The 15856-nt window shown below is 74.0% G+C and carries 16 protein-coding genes; 6 read left to right on the top strand and 10 right to left on the bottom strand.

The annotated features are described in order from the left end of the window. Nucleotide 1 precedes the first annotated feature (1 nt). Complete coding sequence (locus AC0OLQ_RS04960) at nucleotides 2–691, top strand: permease prefix domain 1-containing protein (RefSeq protein ID WP_484530361.1); 690 nt, start codon at nucleotides 2–4, stop codon at nucleotides 689–691. Between the two features lie 7 nt (nucleotides 692–698). On the opposite strand, the gene AC0OLQ_RS04955 is transcribed toward AC0OLQ_RS04960, so the two are convergent. Then, complete coding sequence (locus AC0OLQ_RS04955; RefSeq protein WP_357335034.1) at nucleotides 699–1040, bottom strand: PadR family transcriptional regulator; 342 nt, start codon at nucleotides 1038–1040, stop codon at nucleotides 699–701. Between the two features lie 147 nt (nucleotides 1041–1187). On the opposite strand from AC0OLQ_RS04955, the gene AC0OLQ_RS04950 reads away from it, so the two are divergent. After that, the gene (locus tag AC0OLQ_RS04950; protein WP_484530360.1) at nucleotides 1188–2138 is read left to right on the top strand and encodes a DNA primase; all 951 of its coding nucleotides are present in this window, start codon (nucleotides 1188–1190) and stop codon (nucleotides 2136–2138) included. A 64-nt stretch (nucleotides 2139–2202) separates the two neighbouring features. Beyond that, the gene (locus tag AC0OLQ_RS04945; protein ID WP_484530359.1) at nucleotides 2203–4707 is read left to right on the top strand and encodes a DNA polymerase III subunit gamma/tau domain-containing protein; all 2505 of its coding nucleotides are present in this window, start codon (nucleotides 2203–2205) and stop codon (nucleotides 4705–4707) included. Between the two features lie 460 nt (nucleotides 4708–5167). Here the strand turns inward: AC0OLQ_RS04945 and AC0OLQ_RS04940 are convergent, their stop codons facing one another. The 4 genes from AC0OLQ_RS04940 to AC0OLQ_RS04925 all read right to left on the bottom strand — a co-directional run bounded on the left by AC0OLQ_RS04940 (nucleotide 5168) and on the right by AC0OLQ_RS04925 (nucleotide 10235). Then, complete coding sequence (locus AC0OLQ_RS04940; protein ID WP_357335027.1) at nucleotides 5168–5761, bottom strand: GTP-binding protein; 594 nt, start codon at nucleotides 5759–5761, stop codon at nucleotides 5168–5170. 1 nt (nucleotide 5762) lies between these two features. Further along, entirely contained in the window at nucleotides 5763–6140 is a 378-nt protein-coding gene (locus AC0OLQ_RS04935) for a DUF742 domain-containing protein (protein ID WP_357335373.1), read from the bottom strand. Nucleotides 6141–6240: 100 nt separating this feature from the next. Then, the gene (locus tag AC0OLQ_RS04930) at nucleotides 6241–6645 is read right to left on the bottom strand and encodes a roadblock/LC7 domain-containing protein (protein ID WP_013283992.1); all 405 of its coding nucleotides are present in this window, start codon (nucleotides 6643–6645) and stop codon (nucleotides 6241–6243) included. After that, entirely contained in the window at nucleotides 6642–10235 is a 3594-nt protein-coding gene (locus tag AC0OLQ_RS04925; protein WP_484530358.1) for a sensor histidine kinase, read from the bottom strand. The genes AC0OLQ_RS04930 and AC0OLQ_RS04925 overlap by 4 nt, the downstream gene beginning before the upstream one ends. A 384-nt stretch (nucleotides 10236–10619) precedes the next feature. On the opposite strand from AC0OLQ_RS04925, the gene AC0OLQ_RS04920 reads away from it, so the two are divergent. Next, entirely contained in the window at nucleotides 10620–11033 is a 414-nt protein-coding gene (locus AC0OLQ_RS04920) for a hypothetical protein (protein ID WP_484530357.1), read from the top strand. On the opposite strand, the gene AC0OLQ_RS04915 is transcribed toward AC0OLQ_RS04920, so the two are convergent. The 4 genes from AC0OLQ_RS04915 to yczE are packed head-to-tail and all read right to left on the bottom strand — an operon-like array spanning nucleotide 11034 to nucleotide 13759. Continuing rightward, a complete protein-coding gene (locus tag AC0OLQ_RS04915) occupies nucleotides 11034–12107 on the bottom strand; it encodes an adenosine deaminase (protein ID WP_357335020.1) in 1074 nt (357 codons plus the stop codon). It lies immediately after the preceding gene. Nucleotides 12108–12158: 51 nt separating this feature from the next. Beyond that, on the bottom strand, nucleotides 12159–12572 hold the full coding sequence (locus AC0OLQ_RS04910; protein WP_484530356.1) for a PPOX class F420-dependent oxidoreductase: 414 nt from the start codon (nucleotides 12570–12572) through the stop codon (nucleotides 12159–12161). After that, entirely contained in the window at nucleotides 12569–13096 is a 528-nt protein-coding gene (locus AC0OLQ_RS04905) for an NADPH-dependent FMN reductase (protein ID WP_484530355.1), read from the bottom strand. The genes AC0OLQ_RS04910 and AC0OLQ_RS04905 overlap by 4 nt, the downstream gene beginning before the upstream one ends. A 33-nt stretch (nucleotides 13097–13129) precedes the next feature. Beyond that, nucleotides 13130–13759: a membrane protein YczE gene (yczE, locus tag AC0OLQ_RS04900; RefSeq protein ID WP_484530354.1), complete on the bottom strand. Its 630-nt coding sequence runs from the start codon at nucleotides 13757–13759 to the stop codon at nucleotides 13130–13132. 57 nt (nucleotides 13760–13816) lie between these two features. On the opposite strand from yczE, the gene AC0OLQ_RS04895 reads away from it, so the two are divergent. Together AC0OLQ_RS04895 and AC0OLQ_RS04890 are read left to right on the top strand one after the other, a co-directional pair. Further along, nucleotides 13817–14293, top strand: coding sequence for a MarR family winged helix-turn-helix transcriptional regulator (locus tag AC0OLQ_RS04895; RefSeq protein ID WP_484530353.1), 477 nt, complete (start codon nucleotides 13817–13819; stop codon nucleotides 14291–14293). 1 nt (nucleotide 14294) lies between these two features. Further along, nucleotides 14295–15155 (top strand): putative RNA methyltransferase, encoded by an 861-nt coding sequence (locus tag AC0OLQ_RS04890; RefSeq protein ID WP_484530352.1) that lies wholly within the window; start codon nucleotides 14295–14297, stop codon nucleotides 15153–15155. A 7-nt stretch (nucleotides 15156–15162) separates the two neighbouring features. Here AC0OLQ_RS04890 and AC0OLQ_RS04885 read toward each other — a convergent pair whose 3' ends face one another. After that, a complete protein-coding gene (locus AC0OLQ_RS04885; protein ID WP_484530351.1) occupies nucleotides 15163–15843 on the bottom strand; it encodes a DUF4272 domain-containing protein in 681 nt (226 codons plus the stop codon). Between the last annotated feature and the right edge of the window lie 13 nt (nucleotides 15844–15856).

Below are 15856 nucleotides of genomic sequence, written 5' to 3'. Positions count from 1 at the left end.
CATGCGGGGGTACGAGGAGATCCGCGTCGACGAGCGGCTGCGCGAGTTGGCCGGGCAGCTGCACGGGCCGGCCCGGCTCAAGGCCGACCTGCTGACCGAGGCGCGGCACGCGCTGGAGGACGCCGTCGAGGCGTACCGGGAGGTGGGCCTGCCGGTGGCGGAGGCCGAGCGGCGGGCGGTGGCCGAGTTCGGAACGCCGGCCCAGCTCGTGCCCGGCTACCAGGCCGAGCTGGCCGCGGGCGCGCTGCGCGGGCTGGCGCTGCGGGCGCTGGCGGTGGCCGCGGTGCTGATGGCCGCCGGCGACCTGACCTGGCGGGGGTCGAGCTGGAGCGCCGGGCCCCGACCACCGGCGGGTTACCTGCTCCTCTCCGCCTCGGTCAACGGCATCTGGGGCGTGATCGCCGGGCTGGCGGTGGCCGGGCTGCTGCTCGGCCTGCTGGCCGCCCGGTACGGCTCACCCCGGCTGCCACGGCTGGCCCGTGCGGTGGGGTTCGGGCTGACCGGTGGGCTGGCGGTCGGCGCGGCGGCCGGCGGGGCTCTGTTCGGCTGGTCGGTCCACCTCTGGGACGCGGCGCTGACCTGGCCTCCGATGATCATTGGTGCGGTGCTGGTGAGCGCCGGCTGGTTCGCCCTGGCCCGGGCCGCCCGATACTGGTTGATCACCACGCGGGGGCCGCGCGTCGCCGGCTGACCGCAGCTCAGGCGGGGGCGGCGGGCGGCTCGTCGGTGCCGAGGAAGCGGCCCACCGTGGCGCTGAACTCGCGCCACCCCGCGCGCTCCCCGGCGAGCGCCCGGCCGCCGGCCTCGGTGAGCTGGTAGGTGCGCCGTTCCCGGCCATTGACGGTGCTCCAGGCGCTGGCCACGTAGCCGGCCCGTTCCAGACGGCGCAGTGCCGGATAGATGGTGCCGGTGGGCAGGTCGAGCGTGCCGCCACTGCGGGCCCGGAGCGCCTCGATGATCGCGTAGCCGTGCAGGGCGCCCTGCTCCAGCACCGCGAGCAGCAACGCGTCCAGGTGTCCGTGCAGCGCCTGGGCCTTCATGTGTAGCGAGACTACTTGTCTGCGGGCCGGGACGCCACCGGGGTGCGGCTCCCCGCCGCGACGGGACGCCCACTAGGGTATGTGCGCAGAGTCACTCGGCGGTCGAGCGCCGCCGGGTGGGCAACCCGAAAGCACACGGAGGTCAGCGTGGCCCGCCAGTCGCCCCAACGGCCCGACGCCGACGAGCCCGAGCTCGACGACACCACCGCGTCGGCCGCAGAAGACGAGGCCGAGGTCGACCGCCCGGCGGCGGACCGCGCGCTCTGGGACGAGCTGCGGATCGACCCGGTGGAGATCGCCCTGCCCGCCGGCACCGGCTTCACCCTGCGGGCGTACCGGCCGGCGCGGGAGCTGACCCCGACCGACGTCGCCGAGCGCGACCAGGACGACCCCTTCCTGGCCCGTCGCCAGGTCGTCGAGACCGAGGACGACGAGGAGGTGGTGATCCTCGACGAGGAGTTCGCCGCCCTCTCCGCCGAGGAGGACGACGAGGAGCGGGCCGGGCGCCGCAAGCACGGCAAGGCCGAGGCGGCCGCCGACGAGGACACCGCCGACGAGGCCGAGGAAGCCGACGAGGCCGAGGACGAGGACGAGGCGGACGCCGCGGGTGACGAGGAGGTGCCCGCCTTCCTCACCCACCGCGGCAAGCTGCTGCTGTTCAAGACCCCGGAGTCGCTGGTCAGTTTCATCCGTTCCGGTGCGCCCAACGACCTGTCTCAACTGGACAGCTGGAATGAACTGTCCGAACGGGTGGAACCGGCCGACATCGCCCCGCTGGACGAGGACACCTACGAGCTCGACCTGGTGGTGGAAAATCTCCGCGGCGGCCACGACGCGTGGGACCCCACGCTGTTGATCGAAGCCGGCGAGATCGCCCGTGACCTGGCGTACGCGCTGCGGCTACCGGCCGTGCTCGACATGCTCTCCGCCGGCTCCAGCCTGGACGATCTGGACGAGGCGCTACGCGCTTCTGTCAATGGCGGAATCGGTGGATTCATGGGCCGGCGCCGACTGAAGAAAATCGGGGCACAAACCGCAAGTTTGGGTTGGCGCACCATTGTCGGCAAGATCTCTGCTGTTGTGGACTGGCGCGACTGACCCGGAGCGGGGAGCATCAGTCTCTGGCAGAGCAAGACCTGAGTCCCGGGAGGAGGACGACGCCGTGGCGCTCGTGCGCGTGTACTGCGGTCTGGCCTCGGCGGATTCGGCCGACCGGTCGGCTTCGGCCGGATCGGCGCTGACGTCCGCTGTGGTCGACGACGCAGGCCGTCTGCTGCATGTCTGCGAGATCGGCGACGACCCGGCGGGCTACGCCCAGCTGGTCGCGCTGCTCGTGGAGCGGTCGGGCGGGCCGAGCGGTGCGGCCATCGCTGCCGACAGCGACGACCACACGGTCACCTCGCTGCTCAGCGCGGCGGGTCGGCCGCTGGCGATCGCGGACGACGACTCGGTCGACGACTTCGCCGAGCGCTTCGCCGACGACGACTCCCTTGAGGAGATGCAGTCCCCGCCGGCCGAGCGCCGGGCGGTCGGGCTGGCCCGGGCGCTCCAGGCCGGCGCGCTCTCCGCAGTGACCCTCCCGGCGCCGCGCGACCTCGCCAACTACAAGCAGGTCCTCGCGGCGCACGCCGCACTGGCCAGCGGCCGGCACTCCGCCGCGGTGGCGCTGCGCGAGGTGCTCCGCGAGCTCTACCCGGCCGCGCTGCGCGCGTACCCCGACCCGGCCGAGCCGGTCTCCCTGGCCGTCCTCGACGCGCTGCCCGAGCCGGGCATGCTCGTCGGCACGGTGGCCCGGGGCCGCGAGGTATCGGTCGCGGCGGACGCCGTCGCCGCGCATCTGGCCGCCGAGGGCGTGGCCGACGCCGACACCATCGACGACGCGGTGACCGCGCTGCGGGTCGCCATCTCCGAGACGCCCCGGCGGGCCACCGTCAACCGGGCGCTCACCGCCGCCGTCGCCGAGACCGTACGACAGGCGGTCGCCTCCGTCCGGGCCTGCGACGCCGGCTGCGACGCGCTGGTCGGCGCGCTCAACGCCCGGGTCACCACGCCCGCCCCGGCGCCCGGCCGCCGGGCCGCCGCCCGCCGCGGCGAGCAGGTCGAGGAGCTGGCCGCCACCGGGCTGCGCCCGGTGCGCCCCACCGAGCCCGAGCCGATCTCCGAACAGCCCGCCCGACGCGGCCGCCCCGAGCCGGTCTCCGCCGGCTTGGAAGAGGCCGCCCGACGCAGCCACCCCGAGCCGGTCTCCGCGGGGTTGGAGGAGCCGGCCCGACGCGGCCGCCCCGAGCCCGCCTCCGGGTTGGTGGGGCGGCGCAGCCGTCCCGAGCCGGTCTCCGGTCCGGCCGGCCCGGCCGCGCCCCGGCCGCTCGGCCCGCCGCCGGTGGCCCCGCCGCCGGTCACGCCGCCGCCCGTCGCCCCGGCCCCGGTCACTCCGGCCGCCATGGGCCGGCCGGCCTCGGCGCCGCCCGCCCGCCCCGAGCCGACCGGCGCGCCGCGACCGTCGCGGGTGGACGGGCCGACCAACCGGCCGATCTCCGCGCCGCCCCCGCCGCCGCCCGGCATCACCCCGATCGCCCCGGCGCAGCGCGGGGCCGTGCCCCCGGCCGAGGCCGGAGAGCCGTTCCGCCCGACGCTGACCACCGCCGCGATCAACAAGGCGCGGGCCGAGCGGCAACGCACGATCATCCCGCCGCGGCCCAAGACCAACCAGACCAACCAGGAGCCGCCGACCGGCGGGTTCAGCGCCACCGACCTGACCATCCCGGTGCCGACGCCCCGCCCCGGCCAGGAGTCCGCTCCCCCGGGCTCCCGGGCCAACTGGCCGCTGGTCAACAACGGCGACGACCAGGACGACCGGGCCAAGGAGGCGCCGACCTACCCGTACGGGCGGGGCGTGGACGCGCCGAGCGACCCGGGCCGGGTCACCCCGCCCTGGCTCGCCGACGACCTGCCGCAGGAGCCGCCGATGCTGCGGCTGGTGGAGCCACCGCCGCTGGCCGACCGGGCCCTGCGTGACGAGCTGAACCCGCCGACCGACCCGGGGCTGGACACGCCGTCGCTCCGGCTGGTCGAGCGGGCGGAGGCCAACCGGCTGAACGGCCCGGCGCCCCGCGCCGAGCTGCCGTCCCGCGCCGAGCTGCCGTCCCGCGCCGAGCTGCCGCCGCGCGCCGAGCTGCCGCCCCCGCTGGAGCGGCGGCCCGCGCCGAAGGAGCACCGGCCGCCGCCGGTCTCCGACGAGGGCGACGGCGACCTGCTGATCTTCGCGCAGGCGAAGTCGGCCTGGTTCGTCGGGCACGGCGACGAGGCCGACCTGGAGTGGTCGACCACCGCCGACACCGGCTGGCAGGCGGCCGAGCAGGCGGCCCGTCCGGCGGTCGGCTCGGAAACCAAGGCCGGACTGCCCAAGCGGGTCCCGCAGGCCAACCTGGTGCCGGGCTCGCCGCTGCGCGAGGAGCGTCCACTGCGGATCGTCCGGAACGCGGCCAGCCTCGCCGAGAACACCACCGGCTACTTCCGGGGTTGGCGTCGCGGTCAGGAGATCGGTGGCTTCGCCGTCGGCGGTCGCCCGGGTCGGGAGGCGGCCGGCGGCTGGGACTTCAGCCGGGACACCGGCGACCGCGACGACGACCGGGAGTACGAGTACCGGTCCGCCGGCTACCGGTCCTGATCAAAGTCGCGTCCCGCCCCACCTGCGTGTTCCTGCCCACCCGGATGACTTGACGCCGGGTGGGCTTGCCGCGCGCACCTTCAGCTACAAGCTCACCCGGCCGTCGCCCACGTGGCCGGCCGGCTGACGGGAGTGGTCGGGTCGCGGCGGGTACGGCGGGTCGCCCCGCTGGCCGCCGACGGGCTGCACGGCGACTCCGGGATGCGGGCGGTGCGCAGTGCACTGCGTAGCATCGCCGGGCCGTCGTCCGCGGCACCGCCCCGGACTCCGGCACGGCGGCATGGAACCCGACTCGCTCGCCGCCTACGTGGTCGCCCGGGGGCGCCCGGCGGTTGTCCGCCTGATCGTCCGAGCCCGACCCTCCCGCCGGGACGGTCACCGGCCGGCTGCGCAGCGTACCGAACCGCAGACAGCGAGAAGCGCCCGGTGGCCGATGGCCGCCGGGCGCTTCGTCACCTGGTCAGGCGGGGGTGACAGCCCGCGAGCGCCGCATGGTGAGCACGTACTCGACCAGCGAGATCAGCACGTGCTTCGTCGACTCCCGGTTCCGGGCGTCACAGGCCACCACCGGCACGTCCGAGGAGATCGCCAGCGCGTCCCGGACATCCTGCGGGTCGTGGTACTGCATCCCGTCGAAGCAGTTGATGGCCACCAGGTACGGCAGCCGCCGGTGCTCGAAGAAGTCGATGGCCGCGAAGCAGTCGGCCAGTCGACGGGTGTCGACCAGCACGACGGCGCCGATCGCGCCCCGGACCAGTTCATCCCACATGAACCAGAACCGAGTCTGACCCGGCGTACCGAACAGGTACAGGATCAGATCGCGGTCGATCGAGATACGACCGAAGTCCATGGCCACCGTGGTCGTCGTCTTGCCCGGCACCTGCCGGGTGTCGTCGACGCCCACGCCGGCGGAAGTCATGATCGCCTCGGTGGTCAGCGGCGTGATCTCCGAGACCGAGCCGACCAGCGTCGTCTTGCCGACGCCGAATCCACCGGCGATAACGATCTTCGCCGACGTCACGCGCCCGCTCGGGGCCGGCGGCCGGTGCGACATGTCAGAGCCTGCGAAGTCCACTCAGCACCCTCTCCAGCAGTTCAGTGCCCACCGCGTCGTCGGAGTCGTCCAAAATGGTCGGCTCGTGGACCGCGACCAGGCCGTCCGTCGCCATGTCGGCGATGAGCACCCGGGCCACGCCGAGCGGAAGCTGCAGCCGCGCCGCGATCTCGGCGAGCGACTGCACGCGTCCGTCACACAGCGCGGCGATGTACTGGTGCTCACGGCCCTGGCCACCGTTGCCTGTGGCAACTGACCGGCCGCGCACCGTCGTCTCGACGAGCGCCTCCAGGGCGATATCGAGCCGGGGACGGGTACGACCGCGGGTCACGGCGTATGGACGGACCAACGCTCCGGTCGGTTCGTCACGATCGACCATGTCGCCGCTCACCTCCTTCGTACCCGGCACCGGCTCGCCCCGGTGGCATTCGTCCTTGTCGTAGTTGTTGCCGCTCCTGACCCACCGGTCAGCGCGTCGTTCAGCCCATCATCCCGACAGCCGTACGCGGCTGCGGGGTCAGAGCGTCGCCCACCCGGTCGACGAGCAGGGCCATCTCGTAACCGACCTGCCCGACGTCGCAGCTGCGCGCGGCGAGCACGGCGAAGGACGAGCCGTCCGAGATGGACATCAGGAACAGGAAGCCGTTGTCCATCTCGACGACGGTCTGCAGCACCGCCCCGCCCTCGAAGCAGCGAGCCGCGCCCTGGGTCAGGCTGACCAGGCCGGACGCGATCGCCGCGAGCTGGTCCGCGCGGTCCCGCGGAAGGTCACGGGACGAAGCGAGGAGCAGGCCGTCGGCCGAGACCGCGACCGCGTGCGCCACACCGGGCACCCGGTCGGCGAAGTTGGCGAGCAGCCATCCGAGATCCTGCGTAGTTGTCATCCTTGTTGCTCCTTCTGCCCGCTCCCGGCCACTGGGCCTGAGTCAGACTGCGAGGACTGCTGCCCGCCCGGAGTCCCCTCCGGGCCGGTGGAGTTGCTGTCAGCCGGGTTCGTACGCCCCCGCTGCACGCCCCGATGGTAGGCCGAAAGCAGACCCCGTACGCCCTCCGGCGTGCGGCGCTGCACCGACGTGGACGGCTTCTCGATGCCACCGGGCACGAGCTGCGCCATCGGCTTCCGCTTCGGCAGGCCCTTCTGAGTGGTCTCCGCGACCGGGACCTCGGTGGCCGCGGAGGCGGCCTTCCATCCGTCGTCGGCCGCGGTCTGCCAACCGGGCTGCGGCGGGGCGGCGGGCTGCCGGGTGGGCAGCGCACCGGCGTTACCGGGACGGGCGCCCCCGTTCGCCGAGCCGTTGTCGTGCGGCGCTCCGCCGGCCGTCGCAGTGTGTGCCATCGGCGTGTTACCTGTCGTCCCGGGTGGTGTCTGCTGGACGGCCCGACCGGCGGCGTCGACCTTGGCGAACTGCTGGGTCGCGGCGCCGTTGGTCGCCGCGGCCTGCGCTGCGGCCGCCTCCTCGTTGGGCCCCGGCCGGCGGGTACGGAACCAGGCCGACTCGAGCTCCCGGAAGATCGGCAGCTCCATCGTCTCGTCCGCGTACCGCTGGCGGTTGCCCGGCTGCTGCGGGGTGGCCGGCCGCTGCGCGGGGGCCGGCGTCGGCCGGTTGACGGCCGGGGGCGCCTCCTGGCGGGTGACCCGGGGCAGCTCGGTGGTCATGTCCAGGCCGGCGGCGAGCCGCTCCGGCACGGCCGGAGCCGCTGCCTGGTCGGGCGTGGCGACCGGCGGCCAGACCGGTGGGGCGCCGACGTGCGACGCGGGCGTCGGCGGGGCGGGCCGCGGCGGCACCTGGTTCACCGGGGGCACCGAGACCGGGTGACCCGCGGCCGGCGCGGCCGACACCGGCTGACCGGAGACCGGCCCACCCGACACGGGGTAGCCGGAGGCCGGCGAGCCGGAGACGGGGTAGCCGGAGGCCGGGGAGCCCGAGACGGGGTAACCGGAGGCCGGGGAGCCCGAGACGGGGTAACCGGAGGCCGGGTGGCCGGAGACCGGGACACCGGAGACCGGCGGCAGCGGCGGCGCCGACACCGGCGGGACCGGCGGGGCGGAGACCGGCGGCGGGTTGTACGGCCGCGCCTCCGGGCTGCTCGGCAGCTGCCGCGGGATGGCCGGCTGCTGGCCGGTGGAGGCGGGGTCGCCCTCGGCCGGGTTGCGCCGCTGCGGCAGCGGGTCGATCGGCTGGCCGTTCGAGCTCCGCGGCGTGAAGCCGTCGCCGCCGGCGAGCGGGCCGGCGCCGGTCAGGTCGGACCAGGCCGGCATCGCGCGGCCCGAGCCCGCGTTGGCCGGGGTGCCGGAGCCGTTGCGCGACGCCGGGTCGAAGGAGCGCCCGCCCAGGGTGACCTGGTTGCCGGAGGCACCGGGGTGCGGGCCCGGGGGCGGGGTGTGCGGGCCGTTGCCCAGCGCGGCCAGGGCGCCGAACGCCGGGGTGGGACCGCCCTGCTGCGGGCCGGCGGCCGGCAGCGCCGGCGCGGGCTGGCCGCGGCCGGAGAGCGCGCGCGGCACCAGGACCGAGGGGGGCAGCGTGACGTCGGCGACCGTGCCCCGGTCGGCACCGGGCCGCAGCTCGACCTTGACGCCGTGCCGGGAGGCCAGCCGGGCGACCACGACCAGGCCCATCATCCGGGAGACCGCCACATCCACCTGCGGCGGCGTGGCCAGCCGCTCGTTCAGCTCACGGAGCTGCTCGTAGCTGATGCCGATGCCCCGGTCCTCGACGTAGAGGGAGGCGCGGTCGCCCACCCGCCGGGCCTCCACCATGACGTGCGAGTCCGGCGGAGAGAAGGCGGTGGCGTTGTCGAACAGCTCGGCGACCAGGTGCACCAGGTCGTTGACCGCGTGCGCGGCGACCTCGATGTCCCGGTCGATCACGCCGAACTCGATCCGGGTGTAGTGCTCGACCTCGGACTGGGCGGCGCGGAGCACGTCGATCAGGGCGGCCGGCTCGCGCTGCACGCGGGTGGAGTCCGCGCCGGCGAGGACCAGCAGGTTCTCGTCGTTGCGGCGCATCCGGGTGGCCAGGTGGTCGAGCTGGAACAGCTCGGCAAGCCGGTCCGGGTCCTCCTCGCCGCGCTCCAGCCGGTCGAGGTGGCCGATCAGGCGGTCGACCAGGATCTGCGACCGGCGAGCCAGGTTGACGAACATGGTCGCGACGGAGGCCCGCAGGGCGGCCTGCTCGGCCGCGGTCCGGACGGCCTCCAGGTGGACGGCGTTGAACGCCTCGGTCACCTGACCGAACTCGTCCTTGCTGCGCACCGGCAGCGGCTCGGCGATCTGGTTGGCCAGCTGCACCGGGGAGAGCTGCCCGGTGACCTGCGGGTCGCGCAGCCGGGCCACCGCCTGCGGCAGGCCGTACTGGGCCACCGACAGGGCGCCCTGCCGCAGGTCGCGCAGCGAGCGGGCCATCGAGCGGGCGACCAGGTAGGCGAAGAGGATCGCCAGCAGCAGCATGCTCAGCAGCAGGCCCGCCTGCAGGAAGACCTGGCGCTGCACGTCCGAACGGAGTTGGTCGGCCTGCTTGACCACGTCGCCGTCGAGCCGCGACTCGACGGTACGGACCAACTTGGCGTTGCCGACCATCGCGGTGTCCCACTGGTCCGCACCGAAGGAGACGCCCGTCAGTGTCCCGGACTCGTTGCCGGCGATCTGGCCCTGGTAGGAGGACACCTCGCGCAGGTCGCCCCCGGCGACCGTCTGCTGGTAGAGCTCCTTCTCGGACCCGTTGGCGACGGCGGTGAAGGACTCGATCGCCTGCTGCTCGGCGGTGACGGTTTTGATGTAGTCCGTGCGCAGGGACTGGTCGAGCCGGCCGCGGTCCAGCGCGAGGTGCACGACCACCCGGCGCTCGGAGAGGAACTCCTTGCTGCGGGCGACGGCGGCGGCGGCGCGCATCCGGTCGCTCAGGTCGCTGTCGCCGGCGAGCTGGGTGCTCGAGTCACGGACCGCGAGCAGCTCGCTGATCAGGCCGTCGTACCCCTTGACCGCGAAGCTGGTCGACATCTTGCCGTTGAAGACCTGACTGCGGGAGCCGGACAGGTCTTCAAGGTCCTGGTCGATCCCGTCGAGGGTCTTCTCCAGCGCGGGGGGCAGCTCCTCCAGCACGACGCGCTGCTGCGAGTACTTCCCCTGCGCCTTGTCGACCTCCTGGCCCGCATGGGTGTAGACGTCGTTGTACCGGGCCTTGACCTTCGGGTCTTCGGCACTCAGCAGCAGCACGGCGGCGGTCCGCTCGTCCTGCAGCTTGTCGACCAGATCACCTGAGTAGCCGATCAGCGTGGCCAGGTTGCCGGCCCGGTTGGCATTGTTGAGCGTCTCCAGCTGGTCGACCAGACCGCTGGTGCCGACCACGACCGTGGCGATGGTCGGCACGATCATGATCAGGCCGAGCTTGGACCAGATCGGCATGTCGCGGAGCCGGCTGGCCGGCCGGCTCAGACGCGACAGGAAGGAGCCCGCCGTCGATGGCCGTTTGCTCACGTCACCGCCCTCGCATTACCGCGTCCGGCGTGGCCCGTGGGCAACGCCGAGCGACCGACCCGGCGGGTCGGACCTCCGAGATTCCATCACGCCGCCCCGCAAGAAGAAAGCCCAGGTTGTTCCTCGCCGGAGGTGTGATGAGATGTTGATGCAATTTGATAGCAATCCGTCTGGCCGGAGTTACTCAAAGTAATGGAACACCCGCACCGCGTCGTCCTGCTCGCCGGGCCCTCCGGCTCCGGAAAGTCGTATATTGCCCAACGAACCGGACTTCCCGTCCTCTGCCTCGATGACTTCTACAAGGACGGCGATGACCCTACGTTGCCGCGTCGGAACGGCGCGGTGGACTGGGAGTCCCCGCTGTCCTGGGATGCGGAAACAGCGGTGGAAACAATCGCCCGACTGGCCCGGGAGGGCAAGGCCGAAGTGCCGGTTTATGCGATCGGCGCGGACCGGCGGGTGGCCACCCGGCCATTCGACGTCGACGGATCGCCACTTTTCGTCGCCGAAGGGATCTTCGCCGCCGAGATCGTCGCGGAGTGCCGCCGCCGGGGGCTGCTCGCCGGGGCGTACGCGCTGCGCCGCCCGCGCGGCGCGACCTTCGTCCGACGGCTCGCCCGCGACCTGGCCCAGCAGCGCAAGGCGCCCCGGGTGCTGATCCGGCGCGGGGTGGCGCTGCTGCGGGCCGAGCCGGCGGTGCTGCGCCGGCAGACCGGGCTGGGCGCCGAGGCGGCCCGGGCCGGGCAGGTGCTGCGCCGGGTGGCCGCCCTGCTGGCCGGCCACCCGCGGCAGCTGTGATCAGCCGATCAGCTTGGCGTACGCCGGCTTGATCACCTCGTCGATAATCTTCAGCCGCTCGTCGAACGGGATGAAGGCGCTCTTCATGGCGTTGATGGTGAACCACTGGAGTTCCTTCCAGCCGTAGCCGAAGGCGTCCACCAGCAGGGCCATCTCCCGGGACATCGAGGTGCCGCTCATCAGCCGGTTGTCGGTGTTCACCGTCACCCGGAAGCGCAGGTCGCGCAGCAGCCCGATCGGGTGGTCGGCGATCGACGCGGCCGCCCCGGTCTGCACGTTCGAGGAGGGGCACAGCTCCAGCGGGATCCGCTTGTCCCGGACGTACGCGGCCAGCCGGCCCAGCATCGGCGGGTTCCCGGGCGTGATGTCGTCGACGATCCGGACGCCGTGCCCCAGCCGGTCCGCGCCGCACCACTGGATCGCCTGCCAGATCGACGGCAGCCCGAACGCCTCGCCGGCGTGGATGGTGAAGTGGAAGTTCTCCCGCTGGAGGTACTCGAAGGCGTCCAGGTGCCGGGTGGGCGGGAAGCCCGCCTCCGCTCCGGCGATGTCGAAGCCGACCGCCCCGGTGTCCCGGTGCCGGACGGCCAGCTCGGCGATCTCCTGCGAGCGGGCCGCGTGCCGCATCGCGGTGAGCAGCGTGCCGACCCGGATCGGGGTGCCCGCCTCGGCCGCCAGGGCGCTGCCCTCCCGGAAGCCGGTGACCACCGCGTCGACCACCTCGTCCAGGGTCAGGTTCTGCTCCAGGTGCTGCTCGGGAGCGAACCGGACCTCGGCGTAGACCACCCCGTCGGCGGCCAGGTCGAGCGCGCACTCGCGGGCCACCCGACGCAGCGCGGGCCCGGTCTGCATGACCGCCACGGTGTGCGCGAACGTCTCCAGGTAGCGCTCCAGCGAACCGGAGTTCGCCGCCTCGGCGAACCAGCGGCCCAGCGCCTCGGGGTCGGTGGTGGGCAGCTCGTGGCCGGCCTCGGCGGCCAGCTCGACGATCGTCGCGGGCCGCAGACCGCCGTCGAGGTGGTCGTGCAGCAGCGCCTTCGGGACCTTGACGATGTCCTCGTACGAGATTGCCATGCACCGACCCTAGTCACCGAGGGCCGGGGCACGGCACCGGACCGGGCCGGCTCACGGCCGCCAGCCGTACACCCGCTCGACCGTGAGGCGGAGCACCAGCCGGCCGTCGGCCACCATGGCCGCCCGGTAGTCCGCCCAGTCCGGGTGCTCGCCCCGGATCCGCCGGTAGACCTCGACGAGTTCCTCGACCGTGGCGTCGTCGGCCGCCGCGGCCGGCGGGGTGACGGTCACCGGCCCCTCGGCCACCGCGTACGCCCCGCCGTCAGGTGTGCTGACGTGGAAGCTGGCCCGCGGGTCGCGCAGCAGGTTGCGCACCTTCGCCCGGTCGCCGGTGGTGGAGCAGCGGATCAGCCCCGGCTCGGCCAGGTAGTCGACGTTGGAGAGCTGCGGCCGGCCGTCGCGGCGCAGGGTGACCAGCACCCCGCGCCCCCGCTCGCCGAAGAGCTCCCAGAGCCGGGCGGTCACGCCGCCACCGCCCGCAGCGGGGCGAGCGCCACGGCCAGCCGGGCGAGCTGGTCGAGCATCAGGTCCGCCGCCTCGTCCCGCCCGGGGTCGGGCCGCAGTTCGCCGGCGTCGTCGAGCGCCTGCCGCAGGAAGATCGTCACCGCCTCGTTGACCGGCACCATGTTCAACGTGGTCACCACCTGCTTGATCATCTGCACCGCCCGCAGGCCGCCGGACGTCATGCCGTAGCTGACGAAGCCCACCGGCTTGTGCCGCCACTCGTCGTAGAGGTAGTCGATCGCGTTCTTCAGCGGCGCGCTGAAGCCGTAGTTGTATTCCGGCATCACCAGCACGAAGGCGTCCGCCGCCGCGGTGGTCGCGCTCCAGGACTGGGTGTGCTCGTGCAGGTAGATCCCCTCTGAGGGGTGGTGCGGCTCGTCGTGGAAGGGCAACGCGACCTCGGCGAGGTCGACCAGGCGTACCTCGTCGAAGGCGCCGTGGCGGACGGCGGCCGTGGTGAACCAGTCACCGATCCGGCGGCCCACCCGGCCGGGTCGGGTGCTGGCAGACGATCACGTTCAGGCGGGGCATGGCGGGGTCACTCCTGTCGGGGCGGGCCGGCCAGGGACCGGCACGGCGAGTCGGGGGATGAGGAACTGGGCGAGCGGCCCGATGGCCAACGCGTACAGCAGAGTGCCGGGACCGACCGTGCCCCCGAGCAGCCAGCCGACGGCGAGCACCGCCAGCTCGATCAGGGTGCGGACGCGGCCGACGGGCAGACCGCGCGCGGCGAGGCCGGTCATCAGGCCGTCCCGGGGCCCGGGCCCGAGGCGGGCGCCGAGGTAGAGGCCGGTGGCAACCCCGTTGAGCAGCACGCCGAGGAGCAGCAGGCCGATCCGGGCGGGAAGCGCGGACAGCGGCGGCAGTACCGCCAGCACCGCGTCGAGCGCCAGGCCGACCAGCGCGACGTTGGCCACCGTCCCGACGCCCGGCCGCTGGCGCAGCGGGAACCAGAGCAGCAGGACCAGCAGCGCCACGCCGTTGACGACCCACCCGAGCGGCAGACCGGTTCGGGCGGCGAGGCCCTGGTGCAGCACGTCCCAGGAGGACAGGCCGAGATCCGCACGGACCATCAGCGCCACGCTGGCGCCGAAGAGGGCCAGGCCGGCGAGGAGCCGCACGAGCCGCGTCGGCAATGTGGTTGACATGTCATCGACCGTAGAGCGGGTTTGGTGACATGTCAACAAGTCGGTTAGGCTCGGCACATGGACGCCCCACGCTGGCTGGACGCGCGCGAGAACAGGGCCTGGCGCGGCTACCGCCGGATGCGCCGCCTGCTCGACCTGGAGCTGGCCCGGGAGCTGATGCAGGACGCGGGCCTCTCCGAGCCGGACTACGACGTCCTCTCCGACCTCTCCGAGACGCCCGACCAGCGGCTGCGGCTCAGCGAGCTGGCCGACCGGATGCTCTGGTCGCGCAGCCGGCTGTCCCACCATCTGGCTCGGATGCAGCAGCGCGGCCTGATCAGCCGGGAAGAATGTCCCTCGGACGGCCGCGGCTCGGTCGTCGTACTGACCCCGGCCGGCCGGGCTGCCATCGAGGCCGCCGCCCCGGGCCACGTCGCCGCGGTCCGGCGACACCTCATCGACCTGTTGACCCCGGAGGAGATCGACGCGCTCGGCGCGCTGACCCAGCGGGTGGTCGACCGCCTGTCCGGCCGCCGGACCACACCGGAGGGCTGACGTGGACCACCGCATCCTCGACCGGCTACGCTGCCCGGTCTGCGCCGAGCCGCTGGCCGAGACCACCGCCGGCACCGCCCGGGCGCTGCGCTGCCCGCGCCGGCACAGCTTCGACGTCGCCCGCCAGGGTTACGTCAACCTGCTCGCCGGCCGCGCCCCGCACACCGGGGACACCGCCGAGATGGTCGCCGCCCGCGCCGACTTCCTGGCCGCCGGCCACTACGAACCCGTCGCCGCCGCGCTCACCGCGACCGCCCGCCAGATCGTGTCCGGCTCCTGTCGCGACGCGTACCCCCTGGTGGTGGACGCCGGCGCCGGGACCGGCTGGTACCTCGCGGCGGTGCTGGCGGCGCTGCCGGACGCCGTCGGCCTGGCCCTGGACGTGGCCAAGCCGGCGCTGCGCCGCGCGGCCCGCGCCCACCCGCGCGCCGCCGCGGCGCTCGCCGACACCTGGCAGCGGCTGCCGCTGGCCGACCGGTCCGCGGCCGTGCTGCTCAACGTCTTCGCGCCGCGCAACGGCCCCGAGTTCCACCGGGTGCTCCACCCGGCCGGCGCGCTGCTGGTGGTCACCCCGGCCGCCGACCACCTCACCGAACTGGTCGAGGCGCTCGACCTGCTGCGGGTCGACCCGGCCAAGGCGGACCGGGTCGCCGGCAGCCTGAGCGGGCAGTTCACCGAGGAGTCGGCGGTCGAGCACCGGGTCCGGCTGGAACTCAGCCGGACCGAGGTGGCCACCCTGGTCGGGATGGGCCCGAGCGCCTGGCACGCCGACCCGGCCCGCCTCGCCGAGCGGATCGCCGCGCTGCCCGAGCCGGTGCCGGTGACCCTCGCCGTGCGGCTCGGCGTGCACCGGCCCCGCTGACCGGCGGTCAGGTGGAGAGGTCGACCTCTTCCCAGCCCGGCGGGTCGTCGTGGTACGGCCCGCGCAGCACCACCGCCCACTCCAGCGCCCACCGGCGCTGCCCGATGGCGTTCGCGTCCACCAGCCCGGGCGGCGCCAGCCCGGCCTCCTCCGACTCCAGGTACGCCCAGTCCAGGCAGTAGTGCAGGTCGAGCAGGGCGGCCGCGTCGGCCGGATGCTGCGGGGCGGCCAGGATCCGGGCCCGCCACTGGCCGAAGGTCTCCCCGGTCACCAGGTTCGGCATCCGCTCGACCAGCCGCTCGTCCACCGGCACCGTCGGGTCCAGCTCCTTGGCCAGCCCGAGCACCCAGGCCAGCGAGAAGAGGGCGTCGTGGTGCAGCACGAACGACCGGTGGTCGCCCTTGCCGCCCATCACGAACTGCCACTCCGGCGGGGTCACCATCTCGACCAGGTGCGACTCCAGAAGCCAGCTCATCGCGGCCCGCGCCGGCATCCCGAAGCAGCGGGCAAGGATCACGTGCAGCACCGCGATCCGGGCCTCGATGTCCGGGGTGGGACGCAGCTCGATCTCGTCCCCCGGCTCCCAGACCAGCGGAAACTGCGGGGGCGGCAGCGGGAGACCCAGCCGGGACAGCTCGTCGAGGCTCGCCTCACGAACGGCGCGGGGGTCAGGGGCGGGTACGCGCACGGCTCAGGTCCCT

It is taken from the genome of Micromonospora sp. Utrum1 (genome assembly GCF_057197805.1).
This window is presented reverse-complemented; position numbering and strand designations above follow the sequence as displayed.